This is a genomic window from Microbacterium faecale, from assembly GCF_014640975.1.
Taxonomy (GTDB): domain Bacteria; phylum Actinomycetota; class Actinomycetes; order Actinomycetales; family Microbacteriaceae; genus Microbacterium; species Microbacterium faecale.
Genome location: NZ_BMHO01000001.1, coordinates 2,050,720 through 2,070,615, shown reverse-complemented (window position 1 = coordinate 2,070,615; position 19,896 = coordinate 2,050,720). Strand labels below are relative to the sequence as shown.

The following is a 19,896-nucleotide window of genomic DNA, read 5'->3' as shown; positions in this document are numbered from 1 at the left end:
CGGGACGATGAATCGCCAGAGGCTTAAGGGCGTTGCTATGAGGTGGCTTCACCAGAGCGAGCCGCCCACTCTGCGATCGCGTCGTCAAGTATGGAGATCGTAAAATTCGACTCGCTCAGCGGCCGCCGCCAGACGAACTGCAGCATCTCGTCACTGGCCGTTGCGTGCTCGTTGACAACCTTCGCGAAGTAGACCGCACCTAGTTCGCTGCGGTTCGGGTCCGTTAGAGTGAAACGTGCGTAGCCGAGGAGATCGAGAGTGTCGATTCGGATGCCAGTTTCTTCTTCGAGCTCTCGTCGTGCCGCTTCGACGAACGACTCCCCGCGCTCAACAATGCCACCGGGAAGCTCATATTCGCGTCGCCAGGTGTTCAGGCCGAACAACACGTCTCCTGTCGCGCCGTCAACGAGCACGACGAGCGCAAGCGGGCAGCGAGTGTGCGCGGCGGCAGCATTGAGTTCTTCGGGGCTCGCCGTTTCAAGCGAGACGAGGTGATTGCCGCGGCGGTCGGTCGCGATCATTGAGCTCATCTCGCAAGGCTACTTAACCCGCCGGACGATGCGGTCGACACAGCAACGCGACGATCTGGCTGACGATCATTAGGGACACGAAACAGTTGCTCCGCGATTTCGCGACCGGTGCACGGGCGATCTCTCACAACGCGTTCATCACCCATTCATCGCGCGCGAAGGTCGCATTCCTGCATTAGTTGTTCATGGAGCATGGCGTGCTCGACAAGGTAACCCTCGACGTCGAACGATTCGAGGTTTGGGTCACCGACAAAGTCACTCCCCTCTCCCCCGCCGACGCGCTGTTGATCCAGCAACTCGCGAAATGCGTGCACCTCGCACGCATGCGCGCGCTCGACGAAGCCGGGGCGAGTCAACGCCTGGCAGATCACAGCCTCACCGACGCCTACGGGATTGCCGATGTCCATATCCAGTGATGGCGCGAGACGTACTCCGGAGTGATCCCTGACCGCTTCATGGGCGCCGATACGCTGGAGGCAAGGCGACGCATGTGGGAAACAATTCTCAGCCGAGATCCGCTCCCCGGCGCCCTCGGGAGTCTCGTCCTCGAACGTGATCGAGCCGCGGTCGCCCGGCAGGTCGACGGTCTCGCTTTCGCGGCCCCATCCGACCCCGATGCCACGAAGGGTCTCACACCAGCACGCGACCTGAATCTGTGATCGATCTACCTCCTCGCGCACGAGCACGACAGAGGCATCGGAGCAGCCTCCTGGACGCCGCCCTGGAAGATCATCCAGTGCAGCTCTGGATCCTCAGCGGCAACGATCGTGCTCGCGCGTTCTACGAACGCCATGGATTCCGGGCGGATGGCGTCGAGTTCGTCGACCCCGCGTCCGATGGAATCGTGGAAGTCAGGATGGTGCTCTCGGCGGCGCTCAAGAGCGAAGAAGCGGGTAACGGGATTACCCATCAGAAGCTGACATGGTCTCGTTAGATGCGAGTAAGCCGCTGCAGAATACGCCCTCTGAACAGTAGAAACGGCGAATTGTGCGCCGTCCTAGACTTTCGAGATGAACTTCCCTGCGGATAGTCACGTTCATAGCGAGTGGTCGTGGGACACGGGTGGCCCCGAATCAGCTGCCCGAGGGCGAATGCGCGCGACCTGTGAACACGCGGTCCGTATCGGGCTGCCTGCGGTTACTTTCACCGAACACCTCGACTTCCCTGGCACATGGCGATCAAGCTCAGATGATCTCATGCCACACCAACGCAGATTTCTCTCCGCTGATGGCGCGGTTGAGCATCCACTACTCAATGCCGAAGGCTATCTCGACAGCATCGACCGCTTCCGGCGGGCGTTCCCTGATCTTGTGATTCGATCGGGAGTTGAGCTAGGTCAGCCCCACCTTTTTGAGGAGGCTGCCGGGGATCTCATCGACCTGTCGGCGCTCGATCTTGTGCTGGGCTCGCTTCACACCCTGGACATGGGTGGCGGCCTGCGCGCCGAGCCCGTGACCCTCTACGCCGAGCATCCGGCAGCGGAGGTTATGTGGGCGTATCTAGAGGAAGTGCCGCGCATGGTCGAGGGCTCCGACAGCTTCGCCGTGTTCACGCACATCGACTATGCGGCGCGCACATGGCCGACGTGGGATCTCGGCCCGTTCGATCCCCGAGCGTTCGAGGAAGGATTTCGTCGGGCGATGCGGTCGATCGCAGAGAGGGGACGCGCGCTCGAGATGAACACCGGCCGTCTGTGGTCGTGGGTGCCCCAGTGGTGGGCCGAGGAAGGTGGCCGCGCTGTGACCTTTGGAAGCGACGCTCACACACCGGATGCGGTGGCCCGTAATTTCCCGGAAGCCGTCGCCATGCTCGAACACTACGGATTCCGAGCTGGCGCAAACACCTGGGACTACTGGGTTCGTTGACCGAGCAGATAGTGAAGGAACCGATAACCCGGTCAACCATCAGAAGCCGACATGTTCTCGTTGAATGCACTCTCCCGCCCTGATCTGCGCGAGGAACCACCGGCCCCTCAGCGCCGCGTGCGACCCGCAGGTGTTGCTACACTCACCCCGCAGTTGGCGGGACTCGGCAGACGATCTCGCCATGGAGGATAGAGATCCAGCCGTCCTCGTCGGCTGCCCACTCCTTCCACGCGTCGCTAATCTCCTGAAGTTCGGCTTGCGCGGCAAAGCCTGAGTCGATGAGCTGCCGCGCGATCGCGGAGTTCAGGATGCGGTCGGCCCACATGCTTCCCCACCAGGCGCGCTCAGTCGGGTTGGCGTAGCACCAGGTGCTCGACGTGGCGGTGGCGTCGTTGAGGCCAGCTGCGTGCGCCCAGGAGAGCAGCCGGCGCCCGGCATCCGGCTCGCCTCCGTTGGCGCGTGCTGCCGTGCGGTACAAGCTCAGCCACTTGTCCAGGGCGGGAAGTTGCGGCCACCAGCAGAAACCGGCGTGGTCGCTGTCACGCACGGCGACGATGCCGCCCGGCTTCGTGACACGCGCCATCTCCCGCATAGCCCGCACCGGGTCGGCGACGTGCTGCAGCACCTGATGTGCATGCGTGACATCGAATGTGTCGTCATCAAACGGGAGTGCATGAGTGTCGGCGGTTCGGAAGTCGATGTTCGTGCTTCCGCGTTCGGCTGCAGTCGCGCGGGTGAGCGTCAGCTCCTCCTCGCCGATCTCGGTCGCAGTGACCTCGAGAACGAGCTCGGCAAGGTCGGCCGTAATTGTGCCAGGTCCGGCACCTACGTCGAGAAGCCGGTCGGCAGGCTTCAGCAGCCGAAGAAGGTACGCGGCTGAGTTCTGCGCGGTGCGCGAGCGGTGCGAGCGCAGAACCGATTCGTGATGACCGTGGGTATATGACGTCATGGGATGACCTTCCTCGCGAGGGATGCTTCCGCCTACCCTCCCGACTCCGACCAGCAGGGCGGAAGGCCGTACTCTTCATAGGAGTCCCGGACCCACCCGAGCGGGGCAGGAAGGAACCGCAACGTGCCCAACGAACTTGGCGACTTCCTCCGCGCTCGTCGAGCGGCAGTGCCGCCCCAGCCGTCGACGAACGGCGCCGCCGGCAGGCGCCGGATAACGGGCCTGCGGCGCGAAGAGGTTGCGGCGTCAGCAGGGATCAGCGTCGACTACTACACCCGTCTCGAGCAGGGGCGCGAGAGGCACCCCAGCGATGCAGTGATCAACGCGCTGGCGGGCGTCCTGGACCTTACCGACGATGGGAAGTCCCATCTCTTTCGGTTGCGCGGGACGCCTGCCAACTCGTCGCGCGACGCGCGCGCGAGCAGCAGCGCTCTTGCCGAGCGGATGAGCGCGCTGGTTCAGGCTGTGGCGCCGAATCCCGCGTACGTTCTGGACCGATTCAGCAACATGATTGCCGCGAATCACGAAGGACTCGCGTTGTACGACGGCTTCGCTGACCTCGCGCCTGAGCAGCGCAACACATGCCGCTACCTGATGACAGACCCGCGTGCTTCTCAGATCTTCGTCGAGTGGGAAGAGCTCGCACGCGGCGCCGTCGCCCACCTCCGTGCGGCCAACGCAGACGATCTCCACGACCCTCAGCTGCAGACGCTCGTTGCGGATCTCAGCGCGCAGAGCCCGCTGTTCACGGAGTGGTGGGCCGAGCACATCGTCCAGCAGCGCCGTGCGTCGATCAAGCACATTCGCACCGCGACGGGCGAGGTGATTGCCCGACGCTACGAAGTGCTCCACATTCCCGACGAAGAACTGCGCATGACACTATGGCTACCGCAGGCCTAGAACCCCCGCAATCAAGTGCCGTGAAGGTCGACCCGAAACTCAACTCGCAACAGTTTGGCGTCGTCAGGCATAGCGGGGTAATGGCCACGCAAGCCAGCGGCATGGCCGGGATCCAAGGCGGTGAGCGTCGTCGCCTCCACAGCCGTGATCGCCCCGTCGACATGCGCGAACTGCGGATGGCCCTCAAAGACGAACGTCGCCTGACCAACAGCAAGCCACTCTTCGTCCCACCTGATGGTTGACGTCTTCTCCCCCGACATCACTTCGTCGTGGTACCTGCGATTGAAGCGCACGATTTGTCCATCAGGCGCGTCCGGATAGAAGTACGTGTCCGGAAGCAGCTTGCGGATCGGCCGCATCACCGGGTCGTTCTCGGTTGGCACCGCGACCAGGATGTCCGGGTGCTGATCGAGGAGCACCTGCCGGCAGCGTCCGCACGGCGAGATCAGTCCGCGGCCTCGGTCGCCGGCTGCGGCAATCGTCAGGAGTTGCTTCGCTCCTGACGTCGCCGCGACACCAAGTACGACGAGCTCCGCGCACGGCCCACCTGTGAAGTGATAGACATTCACCGCTTCATGGACGCGCCCATCGATATCCATGACAGCCGCAGCGACGGTGTGATTGTCGTTGTCGCCCAACCTCCGTGCAAGCGCTTCGGCTGCGTCGATGACCCTTTGATCGTCTTCGAGAGGCTCCACAGCGCGCAACGATATCAGGCACGTTTGACGCAAGCCCATCTGCGAACCCGCGCGGATCGACGGGACCAGGATCCATCGTCGGCAATCACGCGTGAGTCGTCCGTGTATCGTCTCACCATGGATCTCCCGGCACTTCGGGTGCGCCTCGCCGAACTGCACGACGCCCACGGGATCGCCGACGTTCACATCGGGTCATGGCGCGAGACCTATCCAGGTGTCATCCCGGATACCTTCATGGATGACGATGCACTGATCGCGAGGCGTCGCATGTGGGAGTCGATTCTCGGCCTCGATCCGCTTCCGGGCGCGATCGCGGTCGCTGAGCGCGGTAATCAGGTGGTCGGATTCGCTTTCGCCGGACCAGCCGATCACCCCGACGCTATCAAGGGATTCGCCCCCGCCCGCAGCCTTCACCTGTACTCGATCTACCTTCTCGCGCAGGAACACGAGATGGGCATCGGGAGCGCCCTCCTGGATGCCGTCGTGGAAGACCGACCGGCGCAGCTCTGGGTCCTCAGCGGCAACGATCGTGCTCGTGCGTTCTACGAACGCCATGGATTCCGGGCGGATGGCGTCGAGTTCGTCGACCCCGCCCTCGCCGGGATCGTAGAAGTCAGGATGGTGCGCTAGCCGGCGCGCAAGAGCGAAGAAATGGGCAACGGGATTACCCATCAGAAACCAGAAGAACCGCTCACGGGCGATCACGTCACCGTGGGGCTCACACCGGAAGATAACCCCGACGAACTCATCGAGCTGATTCAAGAAGACTAGGTTGTTGACGGCCTGGGATCGCCAGGGAACTGCTCTCCCGCCGGCGGTGCCGGCTCGCCCTCTCCCCCGCGGACGGACTCGCATCATGACTGCACCCGGGCGTCAGCTCAGGAGTCGACGTCGGTACCCTTCGGCGACGGCCGAGGCTCGGTCGCGGACCCCGAGCTTGTCGTAGATGTGCTGCAGGTGGGTCTTGATGCTGGCTTCGCCGATGAACAACGCTGCGGCTGCTGCTCGGTTCGACGCTCCGTTCGCGACCAGTTGCAGGACCTGCTTCTCGCGATCAGTCAGGGCGGCGGTTTCAGCTCGCTGCACCTGGCGCACAATGTGTTGCGTCACCGAGGGCGCAAGTGCGGACTCTCCCCGTGCGGCGGCGCGAACCGCCTGCGCGAGTTCTTCCGGGAGGGCGTCCTTGAGCAGGTATCCGGTAGCCCCGGCCTCGATCGCCGGAAGCACATCGGATTCGTTGTCGAAGGTGGTGAGGATCAGCACACGGGCGCTCGGAAATTGCTCCCGGAGCGCGGCGGTCGCGGTGACGCCATCCATTGCGGGCATTCGGAGGTCCATCAGGACGACATCCGCGGACAGCGCCTTCGCCCGTTCGATGCCCTCGGCGCCGTCTCCGGCTTCCCCGACGACCGCGATGTCGTCGACGCCGGCGAACGTGTCTCGAAGCCCACCTCGGACGATCGGATGATCGTCGACGATCACGAGCCTGATCATCGGCCTGCCTCCTCGTTCTGGTCGACGATCGCCGGCACGCGCACGCTCACCGACGTCCCCTCCCCCGGGCTGCTCTGCAGCTCGACGTGGCCACCGATGCCGCGGATCCGCTGTTGCATGCTCGTGAGTCCGAAACCCGCGCCCGCAGCCACTGCATATCCGCGTCCATCATCCCGGACGTCGAGGAGGACTTCCGAGCCGGTGTATGACAGCGTTACGCCGACCCGGGACGCGTCAGCGTGCTTTGCGACGTTGGTCAGAGACTCTTGAGCGACGCGAAACAGCGCGACCTCGATCGCGGGACTCAGCGGCTCGCGCCTGCCGGTCACCTCGACCTGCGCGGCGATCTGTTCGTCGGTCGACCACCGCTCGGTGAGGGTGCGGATCGCGTCCGGCAGGTGTGCGCTGCCGAGTTCCTGGGGCGCGAGGGCCTGAACCGACCGTCGGGCCTCGGTCAGGCCATTGCGCGCGAGGTGCAGTGCCTGCGTGATGTGTTGATCGGGTACCCGCGCGGATCCTGTCGGACGCTGCGCCGCCTGGAGCTGAGTGATGATCCCCGCGAACCCCTGCGCCAGAGTGTCGTGAATCTCCCGGGCGAGGCGCTCACGCTCGTCCTGCACCCCGGACTCGCGAGCCTGCGCGACCAGCTGCGCATGCAGGACGGCGTTCTCGTGCAGCGCCTGTTCCAATCGAGTGATGAGCTCCTCTCGCTTGCGCTCGGCGATCTCGTGTCGACGCGATATCGGAATCCCGATGCCAATCGCGGCGGTCTGCACGATGACGATCACGACGAACATCACGAGCGTCTCGGGTGTCGGATCCGGCAGGAAGATCGTCATGCCGTTGAGCGCAACCGAGGTCGCGAAGACCGCGGCCAGCCCCAGCGGCCACGGCGACAGAAGATAGGCGTGGAAGAATCCCGCGATCGTGAGGATCACGAATACTTCGGAGTACGCCATGAGGGCGATACTCAGCCCGAGCAATCCCAGAAAGTAGACCGCCGAAAGGGCCGGACGCATGTTGCGGCGGGTGATCGGCAGCGTGCTCCCCGCGAGTATCCACGCCGCGGCGGCGGCGAGGAGCCCGAGGATGGAAGCGCCCTCGGGCCAGAACTCCGCTCCGGATGCCGGGAGCGCCCACGCGAAGTAGACCACGCCCGAGATCGCCAGGAGCAGCCACGGCATGCATAGCTGCAGCAGATCCCACGAACTCAGTCGTTCGGTCTCCTGCGTGCTCATCCGGCATCGATTCCCGTCGTCGGAGGTCAGGCTACGCCCATCGGAAGAGCTTCGCGGCGATCGCGCTCGTGATCACCGCGATGCCGGCCATTATCGCGGTCTGGATCCAGAAGGGCTGCCCGACGCTGGTCAGTTCCCCCGCTGCGGGAGACCAGGCTTCGATGAAGGCCTGAAGCCCCGGAGGAACGAAGTCCCCCACCTTCTGCAGTGCCTCCGGCATCGTGTACCGCGGCAAGAACGCGCCCCCGAAGAACATCAGCGCGATGAACAGGAGCGTGCCTGTCGTGGTGGCGGCGCTGCTTGTGCGCACGATCGCGGCGACGATCATGCTGATGCCGAGCACAGCGGCGTAGCCGACGATGAAGGCGACCGCGAAGGACAGCGGCCTCTGCGGCGGAGGGATGTCGAGAACCGCCCATGCGACGGTAATCATCAGCGCGGCGCCCACGAGCACGGAGGCGAAGGACACGATCATTTGTGCGAGCAGGATCCTCCGCGGGTGCACCGGGGTGGTCGACAGTCGGCGAAGGATCCCGCGCTCGCGATACGTCGCGATCACGTTCGGAGTGTGCTGCACCGCGATCATCACGATCCCGAACACCAGCGCGGTCGGAGCCCACGCGTCGATGGCGCGGAGGCCACCGAGTTCCGGTGGTGACTCCCTGAGTGCTGGGATCGTGCTGAGGGCGAGCAGCAGACCGGTAGGAAACAGCACGCCGAAGAACACCGTCACGGGGTCGCGAAGCAGAAGCTTTGTCTCGATCTTGAGCATTGTCATCAGAGCACGCATGGGTCAGCCCTCCTGTCGATCGGGGTCAGCGGATTCTGGTGCCTGGCCGGTGAAAGCGACGAACGCGTCATCGAGGCTCGCCTGGTCGACGCGGAGGTCCTCCGCCACGACATCAGCACGGGCGAGCGCTCCGGCCACGCTGCTCAGGAGTTGTCCACTCCCGGTGACCACCCAGCTGCCCTCGGCGATCTCAACGTCGGATACCTCTGGGAGGCCGGCGAGGAGGCTTCGGTCGAATGGTCGCCTCACGCGGAATCGCACCTGTTGTGCCGCGCGGGTCCGCGCGATCAGGCCTGTCGGAGTGTCGACAGCGGCGACGCGCCCGCCGGCGATGACGGCGATCCGGTCGCTCAGGCGCTCCGCTTCGTCCATGAAGTGCGTGACCAGCACGATCGTCACGCCCTTCTCTCGTACGCGCTCGATCAGGCTCCACGTCTCACGCCGGGCCTGCGGATCCAGCCCGGTTGTCAGTTCGTCGAGGATCGCGACCTGAGGGTTCCCGACGAGGGCGCACGCTATCGAAAGTCGCTGCTTCTGCCCTCCAGAAAGGGCCTTGTACCGGGTGTGGCGTTTGTCGCCCAAGCCCAGACGATCCACCAGCTCGCGCCGATCCGCGGGATGCCGGTAGAAGGAGCTGTAGAGTTCGAGCGCCTCGTCGACGGTGATGGCGTCCGGGAAGCTGCTCTCCTGGAGCTGCACCCCGAGCCGCTCCCGTACCTGGGAGCGCTGGGTGGCGGGATCCAGTCCCAGCACGCGGATCGTGCCGGAGTCGGGTGTTCGCAGCCCCGCGATGCTTTCGACGGTGCTCGTCTTCCCTGCCCCGTTCGGGCCAATGATCCCGAAGATCTCGCCCTCCTCGACGGTGAACGAGACGTCGTCGATGGCGGTGCGCTGCCCGTAGCGTTTGTGGAGGTTGCGTACTTCTAGTGCGGTCATGCTGCGACGCTACGGAGCGGTGAGGGGCCAGCGCGTCGCCCATTGGGCTCGATCCCCGGGTGATTTTGACATCCACCGTTCGGTGGATGGCGAGAACCGATCTGCGGGGCGCCGCAGGCACTCCGGGGCATCCGTGCGGTCGTCGTCCGGGTCACGTCGTCTGCCGCCCACGGCGGCTCGCGAAGCACCGGCCGTGTTCCGCCGTTGGCTCGATCATCCTGTCGGGAACGTTGTGCGCGGCCGCGGCCCCAGCGATGGCTTCCGCTCACCGTGCGGACGGCGGCACCCCCAGCGCGCGCTTCGCCTGCAACCGAACGCGCTCAACCGGATCCTCGAGCAATTTGGCCACGCGACCATGCGGGTCGTCGAGGTCGTAGCGCGTGACGACCTTCAACGCCATCTCACGCACACGCCACGCATCGTCGGTCAACGCGTCGATCACGATCTCGGGGTGCGCGGGCGGCCCGATGTGCATCAGTCCGCGCGCACCCCAGACGCGCGACCAGTGGTCGGGCCACCCGATATGACCCTTAAGCCAGGCGATATCGGGGTATCGCGAGTCGTCATCCGGCGCGTCGCCGCGAACCAGGGCCTCGCACCACTCGACTACGAGCTCGCGGCCGAAGATCTCGACGGCCCCACGAACGTTCTCTTCCGGCGTGAGCCGACGGTCAGGCACGGGGTACATGGGATGGACGGTATCCGGTATCGAGGCCGCGCGACAGGACAGGGAGGAATGTACGCGTCAGGCGTCCGGCACAGGTCGCAGCCCTGTCCCGCACCACCTCCTCTCCCCCGTCGCGCGCCTAACCTTGACCTATGGCGTATCGACGGACGGACTCGACATCGTTCGACCTGCGCCGGCTGCTCCCCCGCTGGGCCGCGCGTGCCGTCGGGCTCCCGGGATCGCACGCCTTCACCGAGATCGATGACGGCCGACTCGCGCCGATTGCGCGCGCCACTGAAAACGCTCTCGGGTACGCCCCGTTTCCTGAGCAACTGATGGCGGCGACCGCGCTTCTCGCCGGACGGGCGGTGGAGATGGATACCGGCGAGGGCAAGACGCTCGCCGGGGCCATGGCCGCGATCGCCTTGGCGCGCGACGGGCGCCGCGTGCACGTGTTGTCTGTCAACGACTATCTCGCGCGTCGCGATGCCGAGTGGATGGGAACGATGTTCGATGCGCTCGGTGTGAGTGTCGCCTGGATCGGGCAAGGCTCGACGCCAGACGAACGCCGCGCCGCCTACCGCGCCGATGTCGTCTACGCGCCGTTCTCCGAGGTCGGATACGACGTCCTGCGCGACCGGCAGGCCGAAGACGAGGACAGTCGAACCGCGCCGCAGTTCGATGTCGGGATCGTCGACGAGGCGGACGCCGTCATGATCGACGACGCGATGACGCCACTCGTGCTCGCGGGATCCGACGAGGCCGCGGCGACCGACTTCGCGCAGGCCACCGCGCTCGTGGCGAATCTCGTGAGCGGATCCGATTACGAGGTGGACGAAGACAGCGCGAATGTCACGCTCACGGGCGTCGGCATCGACGCGGTCGAGAAGGCGGCACGGATCGAGGGCCTCTTCGACGAGCCGAACACCTCGTTCCTGACGCGCATCAACCTCGCTCTCCACGCGCGCGTGCTCGTCCTTCGCGACGTTGACTATCTCGTCACGGACGAGGGGATCCGCCTCATCAACACCGCACGCGGGCGGATCGCCCACCGGCAGCGGTGGCCCGACGGGCTGCACGCGGCAGTCGAGGCGAAGGAGGGCCTGCCGATCACGCCACCTGGCCTGGTGCTGGACCAGATCACGGTGCAGGATCTGCTGAAGAGCTACGAGACGCTGTCCGGGATGAGCGGGACGATCCTTCCCGTGGCCGATGAGCTTCAGGAGTTCTACGAGCTCGAATCAGGTCGCGTCGAACGGCACGTGAAGAATGCGCGATACGACCATCCGCTCCGCGCCTTCGCAACGCATGACGAGAAGATCGCCGCCGTCGTGGCCGAGATCGAGCGGCGCGCGGGGCGTGGGCAGCCCGTCCTCGTGGGCACGCAGAGCGTCGCCGCATCGGAAGAACTTGCCTCGGCGTTGCCAGGATCCCTTGCGCCGCGCGTCCTCAATGCGCGCCATGACGCCGATGAGGCCGCGATCATCGCGCGTGCGGGAGAGGTCGGCGCCGTGACGATCTCGACGCAGATGTCCGGCCGAGGCACCGACATTCGCCTCGGCGGCCGGGACGAGCGAGACCGAGAGCGGGTCGTCGCGGCCGGCGGACTCGCCGTCATCGCGACCGACCTGTATCCGTCGGCGCGCCTCGATCTTCAGCTGCGCGGGCGCGCAGGCCGCCAGGGCGACCCCGGCGAGACGCTCACGTTCGCGTCACTCGAGGACGAGCTCGTCCGCGCCAACCGCACGGACACCTCGGCGCGCGTCGTCGCCGCCGGATCCGTCGACGAACGCACGCGCCTGCGCATCGTGCGTGAGGCGCAGAGCATCGCCGAATCGGTGCGGCTGGACCGCCACAAGTCGGCGTGGCAGTACACACGAGCGATCACCCGGCAACGCGACAAGGTGCTGCGCGTGCGCGATGGCGCGATGCGCGAGGAGGACCCACGGCGTCGCACCGTCACGCTCTTTACGCTCGACGAGCACTGGCAGCGCCACCTCGAGGCGATGAGCGAGCTTCGCGACGGGATCCACCTCCGCCGGCTCGCCGGGCAGAACCCCGTCGACGAGTTTCATCGGACGGCGCTGCGCGAGTTCGACGGCTTCTTCGACGCGGTCGATGCAGACGTCGCGGATCGCCTCGAGCGTGCGGATAGCGGCGAGGACCTTGGCCTCCGGCGGCCGTCGGCGACCTGGACCTACATGCTGCGGGACGATCCATTTGGGGACCGGATGGGACGCGCCGCCGCGGCGCTGCGTCGCTGGATCCGGCGCGAGGCGGACGAGCGGTGACGATGGCTTCGCGCCTGCGAACCCGAGCGGACGCACTCCGAGCGGTGACGATGGCTTCGCGCCCGCGAACCCGAGCGGACGCACTCCGAGCTGTGACTATGACATCTCCCCCGCGAACCCGAGCGGAAGCACGCCGAGAAGACGGTGTCCCTCCGGAATGACGCCGGAGGTCGTCTCCTCCGCGCGATCATCGTCGAGGCCAGCGATCAGCACCGTGCCGAGGCCCTGATTCGCTGCGGTCAGGTACGCGTTCTGCGCAGCGTGGCCGGTCTCGATCCAGACGAAACGCTCCCCGTGCTCCGCGGGCTGGTCAGGGAAGCGCCGCCGTGCGGCAACGAGGTCGGCCGACAGCAGGATGAGGCCGGGGCACGTCGCAACCCACGGCGCGTCCAGGGTCGCGCCGGCGATCCAGTGCCGCACATCCGCGTCGCTGACCATCTGAAGGGCGTGACTCTCCGCGACGTACAGATACACACCCGTCGCGAGGCCGTCGACGTCTCCCGCGACAAGCGTGAGGTGCACCGGATCCGTGGCGCGCGCCGAGGGGATCAGTCGCCTCCCCGAGACCGACCCGCCGGTCGCGAACAGGACGGCCGAGATGCTCGTCAGGTCGAGCGGATCCGCGGAGAAGGTCTTCGTCGACCGTCGCGCACGAAGAACGCGGGCGACATCATCATCGCGGGACGGTTCCGGGAGCCGTGTGAAGTCTGCCATCGGTCCATGATGCCGCGTTGCCAGCGACCGTGCACCGTGCCCACAATCGTGCACACGACCGGCGCGCCCACGCTGACCTCGGGCGCTCAGATCGCGAGGCGCATCTCGTTCTCGAGGCCATATGGCGGGAGCTGGTACTCCACCGTGCGCCCCGTGTCGACGAATCCGCGGCGCGCGTAGAACGCGATCGCGCGGGGGTTGGCGGTGTGCACGTGCAGCGTTAAGGCGTCTCCGTGCGCGGCGGCCCATTCGACGATCCCGTCGAGCAGCGCGTCGGCGACGCCTTCGTGGTGGCCCCTCGAAGCCGGATCCACGAAGACACCGACGAGCATCGCTCCATCCCGTGCGTCGACGTATCCGCGCATGACTCCGAGCCAGGTCCCCACCTCATCGACCGCGGCGAGCCCGATATTCGTGCCCTCGGTGTTCCGCGCCGCACGCGCCCTCCACTCGTCATCCTCCAGCACGCGGGCGTGCGCGAGCGTCTCACCGAACGCGATCGGCGTATCGGCGAGCATGCGCAACCGGATCTCGCGAAATTCTCGTCAGTCGGCGGTTTCGATGCGGCGCACGGTGAACGTCATATCGACACGCTAGTGGACGCGCGACAGGACGATTCCAGCTGAGGTCAGCTCGGCCTCAGTGCTCCGGGATCCGCATGGCGTACGTGACGGATCCCGCGTCCGTTGGCAGGCGCGCGAACCCGAGGCGTTCGTAGAACGCGGCCGCGCCGGTGTTGAGCGGATCCACGCCGAGATGTAACCCGGGCACGCCACGGTGCGACAGTGCACCGAGGAGCATTTCGATGAGGCGGCGTCCGAGACCGGCCCCTTGCGCTTCCGGCAGGAGGTCGATGTGCAGGTGCGCGGGGTACTCACCGGCGTGGGCGATGCGTCCGGGCCCGCGCTTGTCGCCGGACGGCACCAACTCGGACTGCCGCGCGCCGGTCCTTTCGTACCGGCCCGCGTGCGTCGGCCACCATTCGTCGCGGAACCAGCGTTCGAACGCGTCGGTGTCGTCCGTGGCGACGATGTATCCGATCACGCGGCGGTCGTCGGCCTCGACGACCCACGCCAGCTCCGGGTGCCGTGCCACATACGGCAGTACGAAGAGATCACCCCAGAGGCGGTCGTCGGCAAGGATCCCCGTGGCGTCCGCCCCCGCATCGGCGGTGCGGACGCAGATCTCCGCGAGGGCGGGTTCGTCGCCGGGCTGGAATGGGCGAATGCGTGTCATCCGGTTTCTCCGGGAGCGGGGATCGGTTCCCGTGCGCGAGGTCGTGCGCGCGACCAGGAGCCGAACGCGGCGGCGACGAGCAATCCGATCGCGACGCCCGTCAGGGCGCCGCCGATGACGTCGCTCAACCAGTGCACGCTGAGCACGGTTCGCGAGAGCGCCATGACCGCGGCCCAGATCGCGCCGAGGATCAGCCCGAGGACGCGCGGCAGGATCAGCCACAGGACGACCGCAATCGTTGCGGCGTTGGCCGCGTGGCCCGAGGGGAAGGATCCGAAGTCGGAGTCGACGAGCATGCCGTCCGGGCGTTCCCGTGCAACAAGATTCTTCACGACCTGCACCGTCGTCGTGCTCAGCAGCAGCATCACGACCACGACGATCGCGGTGCGCCAGCCGCGGACGATCAGGGCGGCCACGGCGAGGAGGATCGGGCAGAGCCAGACGGCGACCCATCCCCCGCCCACGTAACTCAGCACGCGCGCGACGGTGACGGCTCCGTCCGGACGGGCCCCCTCCATCGTCTCCTGCCACCACGCGTCAATCGGAGTCGTCACGGCGGGGGTGGGCGCGACGAGGAGTGCGAGGACGACGACCGCGAGTGCACACGCGGCCCCGGTGGCCAGTGCGCGGTGCCGATTCATCCGTCCATTGTGACGGTCGGCGGAGCGATGCGCGCCACAGCGCGACCGAGCGGCGTGCGCAGTTCAGCGAGCCGCGGGACCCAGGGCGCGGCGATCGTCGCGCCGGCGACGTGAGCATCAAGTTCGTCGAGAGTCGACCACGCGGTGTCGACGACCTCGCTGGGGTCGGGGTCGAGAATCGTGTCTCGTTCGACGCGGACGACGTAGAGGTCGAACAGGGCGGAGGCCTCGACGAAGCGGCCGACGAGGACGAGATCGGCGGTCGGGACGGTGATGCCGGTCTCTTCGGCGAGCTCTCGGATCGCGGCTTCTTCGCTGGCTTCTCCCGCGAGAGCGCTCCCCGCCGGAATCTCCCAGTCCAGCGCGTGAGTCTTCGAGGCGGCGCGCTGCGTCAGGAGCATACGGCCATCGGGGCTCACCGCGGCGACGCTCGCGACGATGTGGAAGAGCCCGGGTGGCAACGGCGTCCCCCGCCGATGATGCTCACCCGTCGGGCGCCCATCTCGGTCGCACAGATCCCAGATCTCGTCGGTCACGACAACACGGTACCGGGCGGCCTGCCGCGCGCAGTACCCGGCTCCCGCGTGATGCGCTTGACTGGAGCCATGCCCACCGACGACGACGTTCGCGACGCCTATGCGCGGCGCGCGGGCGAGTACGCGGACCTGCTCGGGTCAGTCGATGCGATGTCGCCCGTCGATCGCGATCGAATCGCCGCCTGGGGCGCGTCGGTGCGCGGCCCCGTGCTGGACGTCGGATGCGGGCCCGGGCACTGGACGGCGTTCCTACATGACGCCGGCGTCGATGTGCGGGGCATCGACCCGGTACCGCGCTTCATCACCCACGCGCGCACGGCCTTCCCCGGCATCGATGTCTCTCTCGGATCCGTGCTCGATATCGAGGCCGACGACGCATCGCACGGCGGCGTGCTCGCCTGGTATTCCCTGATCCACCTCGAACCGCCGCGGCTCATGCCCGCCCTGCGGGAGATCGCGCGCGTGCTGCGGCCGCGCGGGACCGTTCTCATCGGGTTCTTCGAAGGATCCGAGCTCGCGTCGTTCGACCACGCTGTCGTGAGGGCGTTCTTCTGGCCGGTTGAGCGTCTGCGCGAGGCCATCGGATCCGCGGGGCTCGAGGTCGTCGACGTCGAGACGCGACAGGACGCCGGTGCGCGACCGCACGCCTCGATTATCGCGCGTCGGGTGTGATCCAACGGGTCGCGGTCACGCCCTGGCAGACTGATCGCGTGCCGTCGACACATGACATCGCGACCTTCTCGGACGACGAGCCGCCCGAGGGGGAATCTCCCTGGGTCGTCGCGCCAGTCGTCGAGCCAATAGAGATCGTCGAACCGGATCCGTCGTGGCCGGACGCGTTCGAAACGATCGCCTCTCGCGTGCGCTCGGCGCTCGGAGCGCGGGCACTGCTCGTGGAGCACGTGGGCTCGACCTCGGTACCGGGACTGCCAGCGAAGCCAGTCATCGACGTGGACCTCATCGTCGCGTCGTCACACGTTGAGGCGGCCTGGGCGCCCGCGCTCGAGTCCGTGGGGTTCGTGCTCACGGTGCGCGAACCGTGGTGGCACGAGCATCGGATGATGAAGCTCGCCGCGCCACGGGCTCATCTGCACGTCTTCTCCCCCGATGCGCCCGAGCCGTGGAAGCATCGCATCTTCCGCGACCACCTCACGCGCGACGCCGATGACCGCGCACGGTATGCGCGAGTGAAGCGCGAGGCTGCATCGCACGCCACCCACGGGGCCGAGACGATGATGGAGTACAACGCCCGGAAACAGGCGGTCATTCGCGAGATCTACGAGCGAGCGTTCCGCGCGGCGGGAGTCGCGCCATGAGGTCCCTCGCGCGGGCCTCCAGGCGGTACTGCTCGACCGTGACGGCGCGGCGTCGCGAGATGATCTGTGCGTGACCGCGTCTCTCGACGACCTCACGTTCGCGGCGTAAGGACGCGATCGACCCACTCCCCGAGGATCCGGTAGGCGGTCTCGCGCGCGGCGCGCTGCGAGAGGAACACATCGTGAAGCGCGCCATCGATGCGGCAGATGGTCACCACGGGGCCGAGATTCAAAGCGGCGCGCGCGATGTCGTCGACGACGAGAACGGAGTCGACCTCGGTGAGCGACTCGGACCATCGGATCGGGGCTTCCCAGCGCGCCGAAAGCAGCACGCAGATGGGCGCATCGATCGCGAGACCCTTTGCAACGAGGGCATGGCCGTCGAGCACGGCATCGAGCCAGCCGGCGTACACCGTCATCGCACGTTCGGGGCGCCAGTCGAGGTTCACCTCGACGGGATCGGCGGGGTCGGCCACCTCGTCTTGCGCGCGCGTGTAGAAGCCGAGATCGACTTGCGGCGCGCGATCCATCGGGCGATGCCGCGCCTGCAGGTCGACGAGCGGGGCGATCGCGGTGCGCCGACGCCCGTTGAGGTGGAACTCCAGCCACGGGCTGTTCAGAATAATGGCGCTCGCGACGCGGGGGTGGCGCGACGCCCACAGGCTCAGCGTGAGACCACCGGTCGAATGGCCGAAGAGAACGAGGCGCCGGTCTGTGCGCGGCGCGGACGGATCCCAGCCCATCGCGGCGAGGGCAGCCGCGATGTCCTCATCGTAGGTGTCGAGCGTCGTCACGAACCCCGGGGTCTGTCCGTCGCGCAGACTTCGGCCGTATTTGCGAAGGTCGAGGGCGTAAAAGCGGGCGCCTCGCGACGTGAAGGTGCGGGCGAGTCGTTTCTGGAAAAAGTAGTCCGACCAGCCATGCACATAGAGGACATCGACGTCCTCGAACGGATCGGGACGAGGTTCCGCTCCTGCGCCGAAAATCTCCCGCGCGCGATCCGCGAGGCGTCGCCACCAGGGCGCCGCACGCGTATTGTCGCTCGGTGCCGACCCTTCGGGCGTGCCGCGCTCCGTCGACGGCACGGCGCGCACGAGTGTCGCGACGACGACACCCTCGTCATCGGATCCGAGAGGGAGCGTCAGTTGCTCGAACTCGTCGCCCAAGACGTCGGGGACCCAGTCTGCCGAGGCTTCCATAGCGTCAGACTACGTGCGGCGTGCCCGGCTGGCGATCGTCGCACAAGGGTGAACGTGCGGAATCCGCGACGAGTGTGCGGGAGCGCGGCGACGCAGGTGCGAGAGGGCTCCGACGAGCGCGCGGGGCGGAAACACCCGCAGGACTTCGGGGCGCGGCCATCGGAACATCAGCTGCGTCCGTTCTCGCCATCCCAGTCGAATTGCCACAACGGCGGGGGCGAGCTCACTTCCGCGAGTCGGTCGGCGCGCTGTTCATCAGCGAGAGACCTTTCCTCGGCGCGACGTTCGTCGGCACGCTGACGCTCACGCCGTCGTTCGCGATGCGCGCGCCGTGCGTTCTCGCCACCACTGAGCCGCTCACTGCGCCCAGACTCGCGCGCGACCGTGTCGCGGAAGAACGCACAACTTCGCGGCTCATCACGATAGGTGTATCCCAGCGGGCTGAACCACTCGATCAGCCCGCCGCCGAGCTGCACGGGCGTCCAACCGGAGACGTGCTTGACGGTGTGGTGCGACTCGCAGAGCACGCTGAGGTTCTCGACCGCGGTCGGCCCGCCACGGGCATAGTCGTGCGAATGGTCGATGTCGCTGCGTCGCGCGGTCGTCGTGCACCCGGGAAACCGGCACGTCATATCTCGTGCGCGCAGCATGCGTCTTTGTTCCGAAGACGGTCTGTAACGATCGACCGCGACGACCTCGCCGCTTTCCGGTCGGATGAACAGGCGGTCCCAACCCGGTGCCTCGGCCGCGACCGCACGCGCCGTTTGGGGAGAGATCAGCGCTCCGTCGTCAACCCAGCTCGCGCCCGAGTCCGGATCGAGCAGCTGTTCGACAGGAATCGTGACCTGCACGTTCGCGGCCACGTTGCGCAGGGCCTCCGTCGTGTCGGATGCGTGGAGCTCATGCCCTGTCGGTGCGGCCGTCAGCACGAGGTCGCAGAGAATGTCGGCGCGCAGCTGGTCGAACGTACGAACGTCGCTCGCTCCGACATCGGCGCGCGCGAGGCCGTCAGCGAGGCCGGTCAGCTGCGTGACGGACCCCACGGAACCTCGGGTTGCCGTCGGCCCTTCGGCCTGTGCTGCATTGCCCGACGGTGAGAAATCGCCCGATAGTGAGGACCGACGGGACTCGCCGGGCGTTCCCGAGGGGCTTTCATACCCGGGGCCCGCCACCATCTCCTCCGGCGTGCGCCCGTGCTCGCGGATGAATGCGCTTCGCGCACGACGCCGATCCATCTTCACCCGCCTCGCCATCGTCGTCAGGCGGTCATACAGTGTGCGCACCTCGAATGTCGGGGCGACGACGTTGAGCTCACTCATGCCGTCGTCGAGCTCGGTGAGCGAGACTCGGCGGTCGCGCCGTGCAACCTCGTGCCGCTCGCGCGGCGATGACGTCTGGAGGTCGACCGCCTGTTTGCGCGTGATGCGGCGCAGCTCCCCTGGCGTGCGTGTCTCGGCGAACGGCACCGCGCATGCGTCGAGGGACGCGCGAGCGCCCGGCTCGAGGTTGCGCCCCGCGTCAGCGATGACGCGGGCGTGAGACAGCGAAACACACCCCTGCTCGAGGGAGCGGAGCGTCTGGGGATAGTCCTGCGTGATTCGCTCGGCGTCTTCCATCTGCGCCCGCGCCGTCTGTGGGTGCACGCGCGTCGCGGCGGCGACCTCGGCCGCCATCGCCCGGCGTGTGTACTCGGGGCCGTCGGATGTCGGCGCCTCGCGCCCTGCCTCATGCGCGATGTCAGCGAGCTCCGTCATCGCACGCAGGATCTCTGCCTCGATGCGAGCGATCTCGGTTCGTCCGCGGACGATCCGATCGACGAGACGGCGCGCCGCGTCGAGCTGTTCGGGACTGAACCCCGCCACCTCGTCCGCGTGCGTCTTCTGTGCCATGTGCTCA

General features: G+C 66.9%; 23 protein-coding genes. 8 read left to right on the top strand and 15 right to left on the bottom strand.

Annotated elements, in window-relative coordinates; genetic code table 11:
- Positions 1-35: 35 nt before the first annotated feature.
- On the bottom strand, positions 36-521 hold the full coding sequence (locus IEW87_RS09750) for an NUDIX domain-containing protein (RefSeq protein ID WP_188712039.1): 486 nt from the start codon (positions 519-521) through the stop codon (positions 36-38).
- Between the two features lie 206 nt (positions 522-727).
- Here IEW87_RS09750 and IEW87_RS09745 point away from each other — a divergent pair, with 206 nt between their 5' ends.
- From IEW87_RS09745 to IEW87_RS09735, 3 genes are all read left to right on the top strand, one after another.
- The gene (locus tag IEW87_RS09745; RefSeq protein WP_188712038.1) at positions 728-946 is read left to right on the top strand and encodes a hypothetical protein; all 219 of its coding nucleotides are present in this window, start codon (positions 728-730) and stop codon (positions 944-946) included.
- Positions 947-1,266: 320 nt separating this feature from the next.
- Entirely contained in the window at positions 1,267-1,464 is a 198-nt protein-coding gene (locus IEW87_RS09740; RefSeq protein ID WP_188712037.1) for a GNAT family N-acetyltransferase, read from the top strand.
- 76 nt (positions 1,465-1,540) lie between these two features.
- A complete protein-coding gene (locus tag IEW87_RS09735) occupies positions 1,541-2,395 on the top strand; it encodes a PHP domain-containing protein (protein WP_188712036.1) in 855 nt (284 codons plus the stop codon).
- A gap of 142 nt (positions 2,396-2,537) precedes the next feature.
- Here the strand turns inward: IEW87_RS09735 and IEW87_RS09730 are convergent, their stop codons facing one another.
- Complete coding sequence (locus tag IEW87_RS09730; RefSeq protein ID WP_188712035.1) at positions 2,538-3,344, bottom strand: class I SAM-dependent methyltransferase; 807 nt, start codon at positions 3,342-3,344, stop codon at positions 2,538-2,540.
- A 123-nt stretch (positions 3,345-3,467) separates the two neighbouring features.
- Between IEW87_RS09730 and IEW87_RS09725 the strand changes: the two genes are divergently transcribed.
- Complete coding sequence (locus tag IEW87_RS09725; protein ID WP_188712034.1) at positions 3,468-4,244, top strand: helix-turn-helix transcriptional regulator; 777 nt, start codon at positions 3,468-3,470, stop codon at positions 4,242-4,244.
- 11 nt (positions 4,245-4,255) lie between these two features.
- On the opposite strand, the gene IEW87_RS09720 is transcribed toward IEW87_RS09725, so the two are convergent.
- Positions 4,256-5,110, bottom strand: coding sequence for a hypothetical protein (locus IEW87_RS09720; protein WP_229731071.1), 855 nt, complete (start codon positions 5,108-5,110; stop codon positions 4,256-4,258).
- Between IEW87_RS09720 and IEW87_RS09715 the strand changes: the two genes are divergently transcribed.
- The gene (locus IEW87_RS09715; RefSeq protein WP_188712032.1) at positions 5,060-5,572 is read left to right on the top strand and encodes a GNAT family N-acetyltransferase; all 513 of its coding nucleotides are present in this window, start codon (positions 5,060-5,062) and stop codon (positions 5,570-5,572) included. The two genes, IEW87_RS09720 and IEW87_RS09715, sit on opposite strands and share 51 nt — an antisense overlap.
- A gap of 243 nt (positions 5,573-5,815) precedes the next feature.
- Here the strand turns inward: IEW87_RS09715 and IEW87_RS09710 are convergent, their stop codons facing one another.
- The 5 genes from IEW87_RS09710 to IEW87_RS09690 all read right to left on the bottom strand — a co-directional run bounded on the left by IEW87_RS09710 (position 5,816) and on the right by IEW87_RS09690 (position 10,088).
- On the bottom strand, positions 5,816-6,436 hold the full coding sequence (locus IEW87_RS09710; RefSeq protein ID WP_188712031.1) for a response regulator: 621 nt from the start codon (positions 6,434-6,436) through the stop codon (positions 5,816-5,818).
- Positions 6,433-7,674, bottom strand: a complete 1,242-nt coding sequence (locus IEW87_RS09705) for a sensor histidine kinase (protein ID WP_188712030.1) — start codon at positions 7,672-7,674, stop codon at positions 6,433-6,435. Before IEW87_RS09705 ends, IEW87_RS09710 begins: the two co-directional genes overlap by 4 nt.
- Before the next feature lie 31 nt (positions 7,675-7,705).
- Positions 7,706-8,464 (bottom strand): ABC transporter permease, encoded by a 759-nt coding sequence (locus tag IEW87_RS09700; RefSeq protein WP_229731070.1) that lies wholly within the window; start codon positions 8,462-8,464, stop codon positions 7,706-7,708.
- A gap of 3 nt (positions 8,465-8,467) precedes the next feature.
- Entirely contained in the window at positions 8,468-9,400 is a 933-nt protein-coding gene (locus tag IEW87_RS09695; RefSeq protein ID WP_188712029.1) for an ABC transporter ATP-binding protein, read from the bottom strand.
- A 265-nt stretch (positions 9,401-9,665) separates the two neighbouring features.
- The gene (locus tag IEW87_RS09690; RefSeq protein WP_188712028.1) at positions 9,666-10,088 is read right to left on the bottom strand and encodes a HEAT repeat domain-containing protein; all 423 of its coding nucleotides are present in this window, start codon (positions 10,086-10,088) and stop codon (positions 9,666-9,668) included.
- A gap of 131 nt (positions 10,089-10,219) precedes the next feature.
- Between IEW87_RS09690 and IEW87_RS09685 the strand changes: the two genes are divergently transcribed.
- On the top strand, positions 10,220-12,358 hold the full coding sequence (locus tag IEW87_RS09685; RefSeq protein ID WP_188712027.1) for a preprotein translocase subunit SecA: 2,139 nt from the start codon (positions 10,220-10,222) through the stop codon (positions 12,356-12,358).
- Between the two features lie 96 nt (positions 12,359-12,454).
- Here IEW87_RS09685 and IEW87_RS09680 read toward each other — a convergent pair whose 3' ends face one another.
- The 5 genes from IEW87_RS09680 to IEW87_RS09660 all read right to left on the bottom strand — a co-directional run bounded on the left by IEW87_RS09680 (position 12,455) and on the right by IEW87_RS09660 (position 15,485).
- Positions 12,455-13,072: a SagB/ThcOx family dehydrogenase gene (locus tag IEW87_RS09680; RefSeq protein ID WP_188712026.1), complete on the bottom strand. Its 618-nt coding sequence runs from the start codon at positions 13,070-13,072 to the stop codon at positions 12,455-12,457.
- A gap of 86 nt (positions 13,073-13,158) precedes the next feature.
- Positions 13,159-13,590 (bottom strand): GNAT family N-acetyltransferase, encoded by a 432-nt coding sequence (locus IEW87_RS09675; protein ID WP_188712025.1) that lies wholly within the window; start codon positions 13,588-13,590, stop codon positions 13,159-13,161.
- Between the two features lie 121 nt (positions 13,591-13,711).
- The gene (locus tag IEW87_RS09670; RefSeq protein ID WP_188712024.1) at positions 13,712-14,308 is read right to left on the bottom strand and encodes a GNAT family N-acetyltransferase; all 597 of its coding nucleotides are present in this window, start codon (positions 14,306-14,308) and stop codon (positions 13,712-13,714) included.
- The gene (locus tag IEW87_RS09665) at positions 14,305-14,949 is read right to left on the bottom strand and encodes a phosphatase PAP2 family protein (protein ID WP_188712023.1); all 645 of its coding nucleotides are present in this window, start codon (positions 14,947-14,949) and stop codon (positions 14,305-14,307) included. The genes IEW87_RS09670 and IEW87_RS09665 overlap by 4 nt, the downstream gene beginning before the upstream one ends.
- A complete protein-coding gene (locus tag IEW87_RS09660) occupies positions 14,946-15,485 on the bottom strand; it encodes an NUDIX hydrolase (RefSeq protein WP_188712022.1) in 540 nt (179 codons plus the stop codon). Before IEW87_RS09660 ends, IEW87_RS09665 begins: the two co-directional genes overlap by 4 nt.
- A 69-nt stretch (positions 15,486-15,554) precedes the next feature.
- Between IEW87_RS09660 and IEW87_RS09655 the strand changes: the two genes are divergently transcribed.
- Together IEW87_RS09655 and IEW87_RS09650 are read left to right on the top strand one after the other, a co-directional pair.
- The gene (locus IEW87_RS09655; protein ID WP_188712021.1) at positions 15,555-16,157 is read left to right on the top strand and encodes a class I SAM-dependent methyltransferase; all 603 of its coding nucleotides are present in this window, start codon (positions 15,555-15,557) and stop codon (positions 16,155-16,157) included.
- Positions 16,158-16,195: 38 nt separating this feature from the next.
- A complete protein-coding gene (locus IEW87_RS09650; RefSeq protein WP_188712020.1) occupies positions 16,196-16,801 on the top strand; it encodes a GrpB family protein in 606 nt (201 codons plus the stop codon).
- 92 nt (positions 16,802-16,893) lie between these two features.
- Here the strand turns inward: IEW87_RS09650 and IEW87_RS09645 are convergent, their stop codons facing one another.
- Positions 16,894-18,000, bottom strand: coding sequence for an alpha/beta hydrolase (locus IEW87_RS09645; protein WP_188712019.1), 1,107 nt, complete (start codon positions 17,998-18,000; stop codon positions 16,894-16,896).
- A gap of 167 nt (positions 18,001-18,167) precedes the next feature.
- Positions 18,168-19,889, bottom strand: a complete 1,722-nt coding sequence (locus tag IEW87_RS09640; protein WP_188712018.1) for an HNH endonuclease signature motif containing protein — start codon at positions 19,887-19,889, stop codon at positions 18,168-18,170.
- Positions 19,890-19,896: the final 7 nt, after the last annotated feature.

Bases quoted from the DNA above. Each gene is read 5' to 3' on its own strand.
- IEW87_RS09695 (WP_188712029.1), bottom strand. From the start codon at position 9,400: ATGACCGCACTAGAAGTACGCAACCTCCACAAACGCTACGGGCAGCGC.
- IEW87_RS09655 (WP_188712021.1), top strand. From the start codon at position 15,555: ATGCCCACCGACGACGACGTTCGCGACGCCTATGCGCGGCGCGCGGGC.
- IEW87_RS09645 (WP_188712019.1), bottom strand. From the start codon at position 18,000: ATGGAAGCCTCGGCAGACTGGGTCCCCGACGTCTTGGGCGACGAGTTC.
- IEW87_RS09680 (WP_188712026.1), bottom strand. From the start codon at position 13,072: ATGGCAGACTTCACACGGCTCCCGGAACCGTCCCGCGATGATGATGTC.
- IEW87_RS09675 (WP_188712025.1), bottom strand. From the start codon at position 13,590: ATGCTCGCCGATACGCCGATCGCGTTCGGTGAGACGCTCGCGCACGCC.
- IEW87_RS09730 (WP_188712035.1), bottom strand. From the start codon at position 3,344: ATGACGTCATATACCCACGGTCATCACGAATCGGTTCTGCGCTCGCAC.
- IEW87_RS09735 (WP_188712036.1), top strand. From the start codon at position 1,541: ATGAACTTCCCTGCGGATAGTCACGTTCATAGCGAGTGGTCGTGGGAC.
- IEW87_RS09715 (WP_188712032.1), top strand. From the start codon at position 5,060: ATGGATCTCCCGGCACTTCGGGTGCGCCTCGCCGAACTGCACGACGCC.
- IEW87_RS09685 (WP_188712027.1), top strand. From the start codon at position 10,220: ATGGCGTATCGACGGACGGACTCGACATCGTTCGACCTGCGCCGGCTG.
- IEW87_RS09710 (WP_188712031.1), bottom strand. From the start codon at position 6,436: ATGATCAGGCTCGTGATCGTCGACGATCATCCGATCGTCCGAGGTGGG.
- IEW87_RS09690 (WP_188712028.1), bottom strand. From the start codon at position 10,088: ATGTACCCCGTGCCTGACCGTCGGCTCACGCCGGAAGAGAACGTTCGT.
- IEW87_RS09705 (WP_188712030.1), bottom strand. From the start codon at position 7,674: ATGAGCACGCAGGAGACCGAACGACTGAGTTCGTGGGATCTGCTGCAG.
- IEW87_RS09670 (WP_188712024.1), bottom strand. From the start codon at position 14,308: ATGACACGCATTCGCCCATTCCAGCCCGGCGACGAACCCGCCCTCGCG.
- IEW87_RS09640 (WP_188712018.1), bottom strand. From the start codon at position 19,889: ATGGCACAGAAGACGCACGCGGACGAGGTGGCGGGGTTCAGTCCCGAA.
- IEW87_RS09665 (WP_188712023.1), bottom strand. From the start codon at position 14,949: ATGAATCGGCACCGCGCACTGGCCACCGGGGCCGCGTGTGCACTCGCG.
- IEW87_RS09700 (WP_229731070.1), bottom strand. From the start codon at position 8,464: ATGCGTGCTCTGATGACAATGCTCAAGATCGAGACAAAGCTTCTGCTT.
- IEW87_RS09750 (WP_188712039.1), bottom strand. From the start codon at position 521: ATGATCGCGACCGACCGCCGCGGCAATCACCTCGTCTCGCTTGAAACG.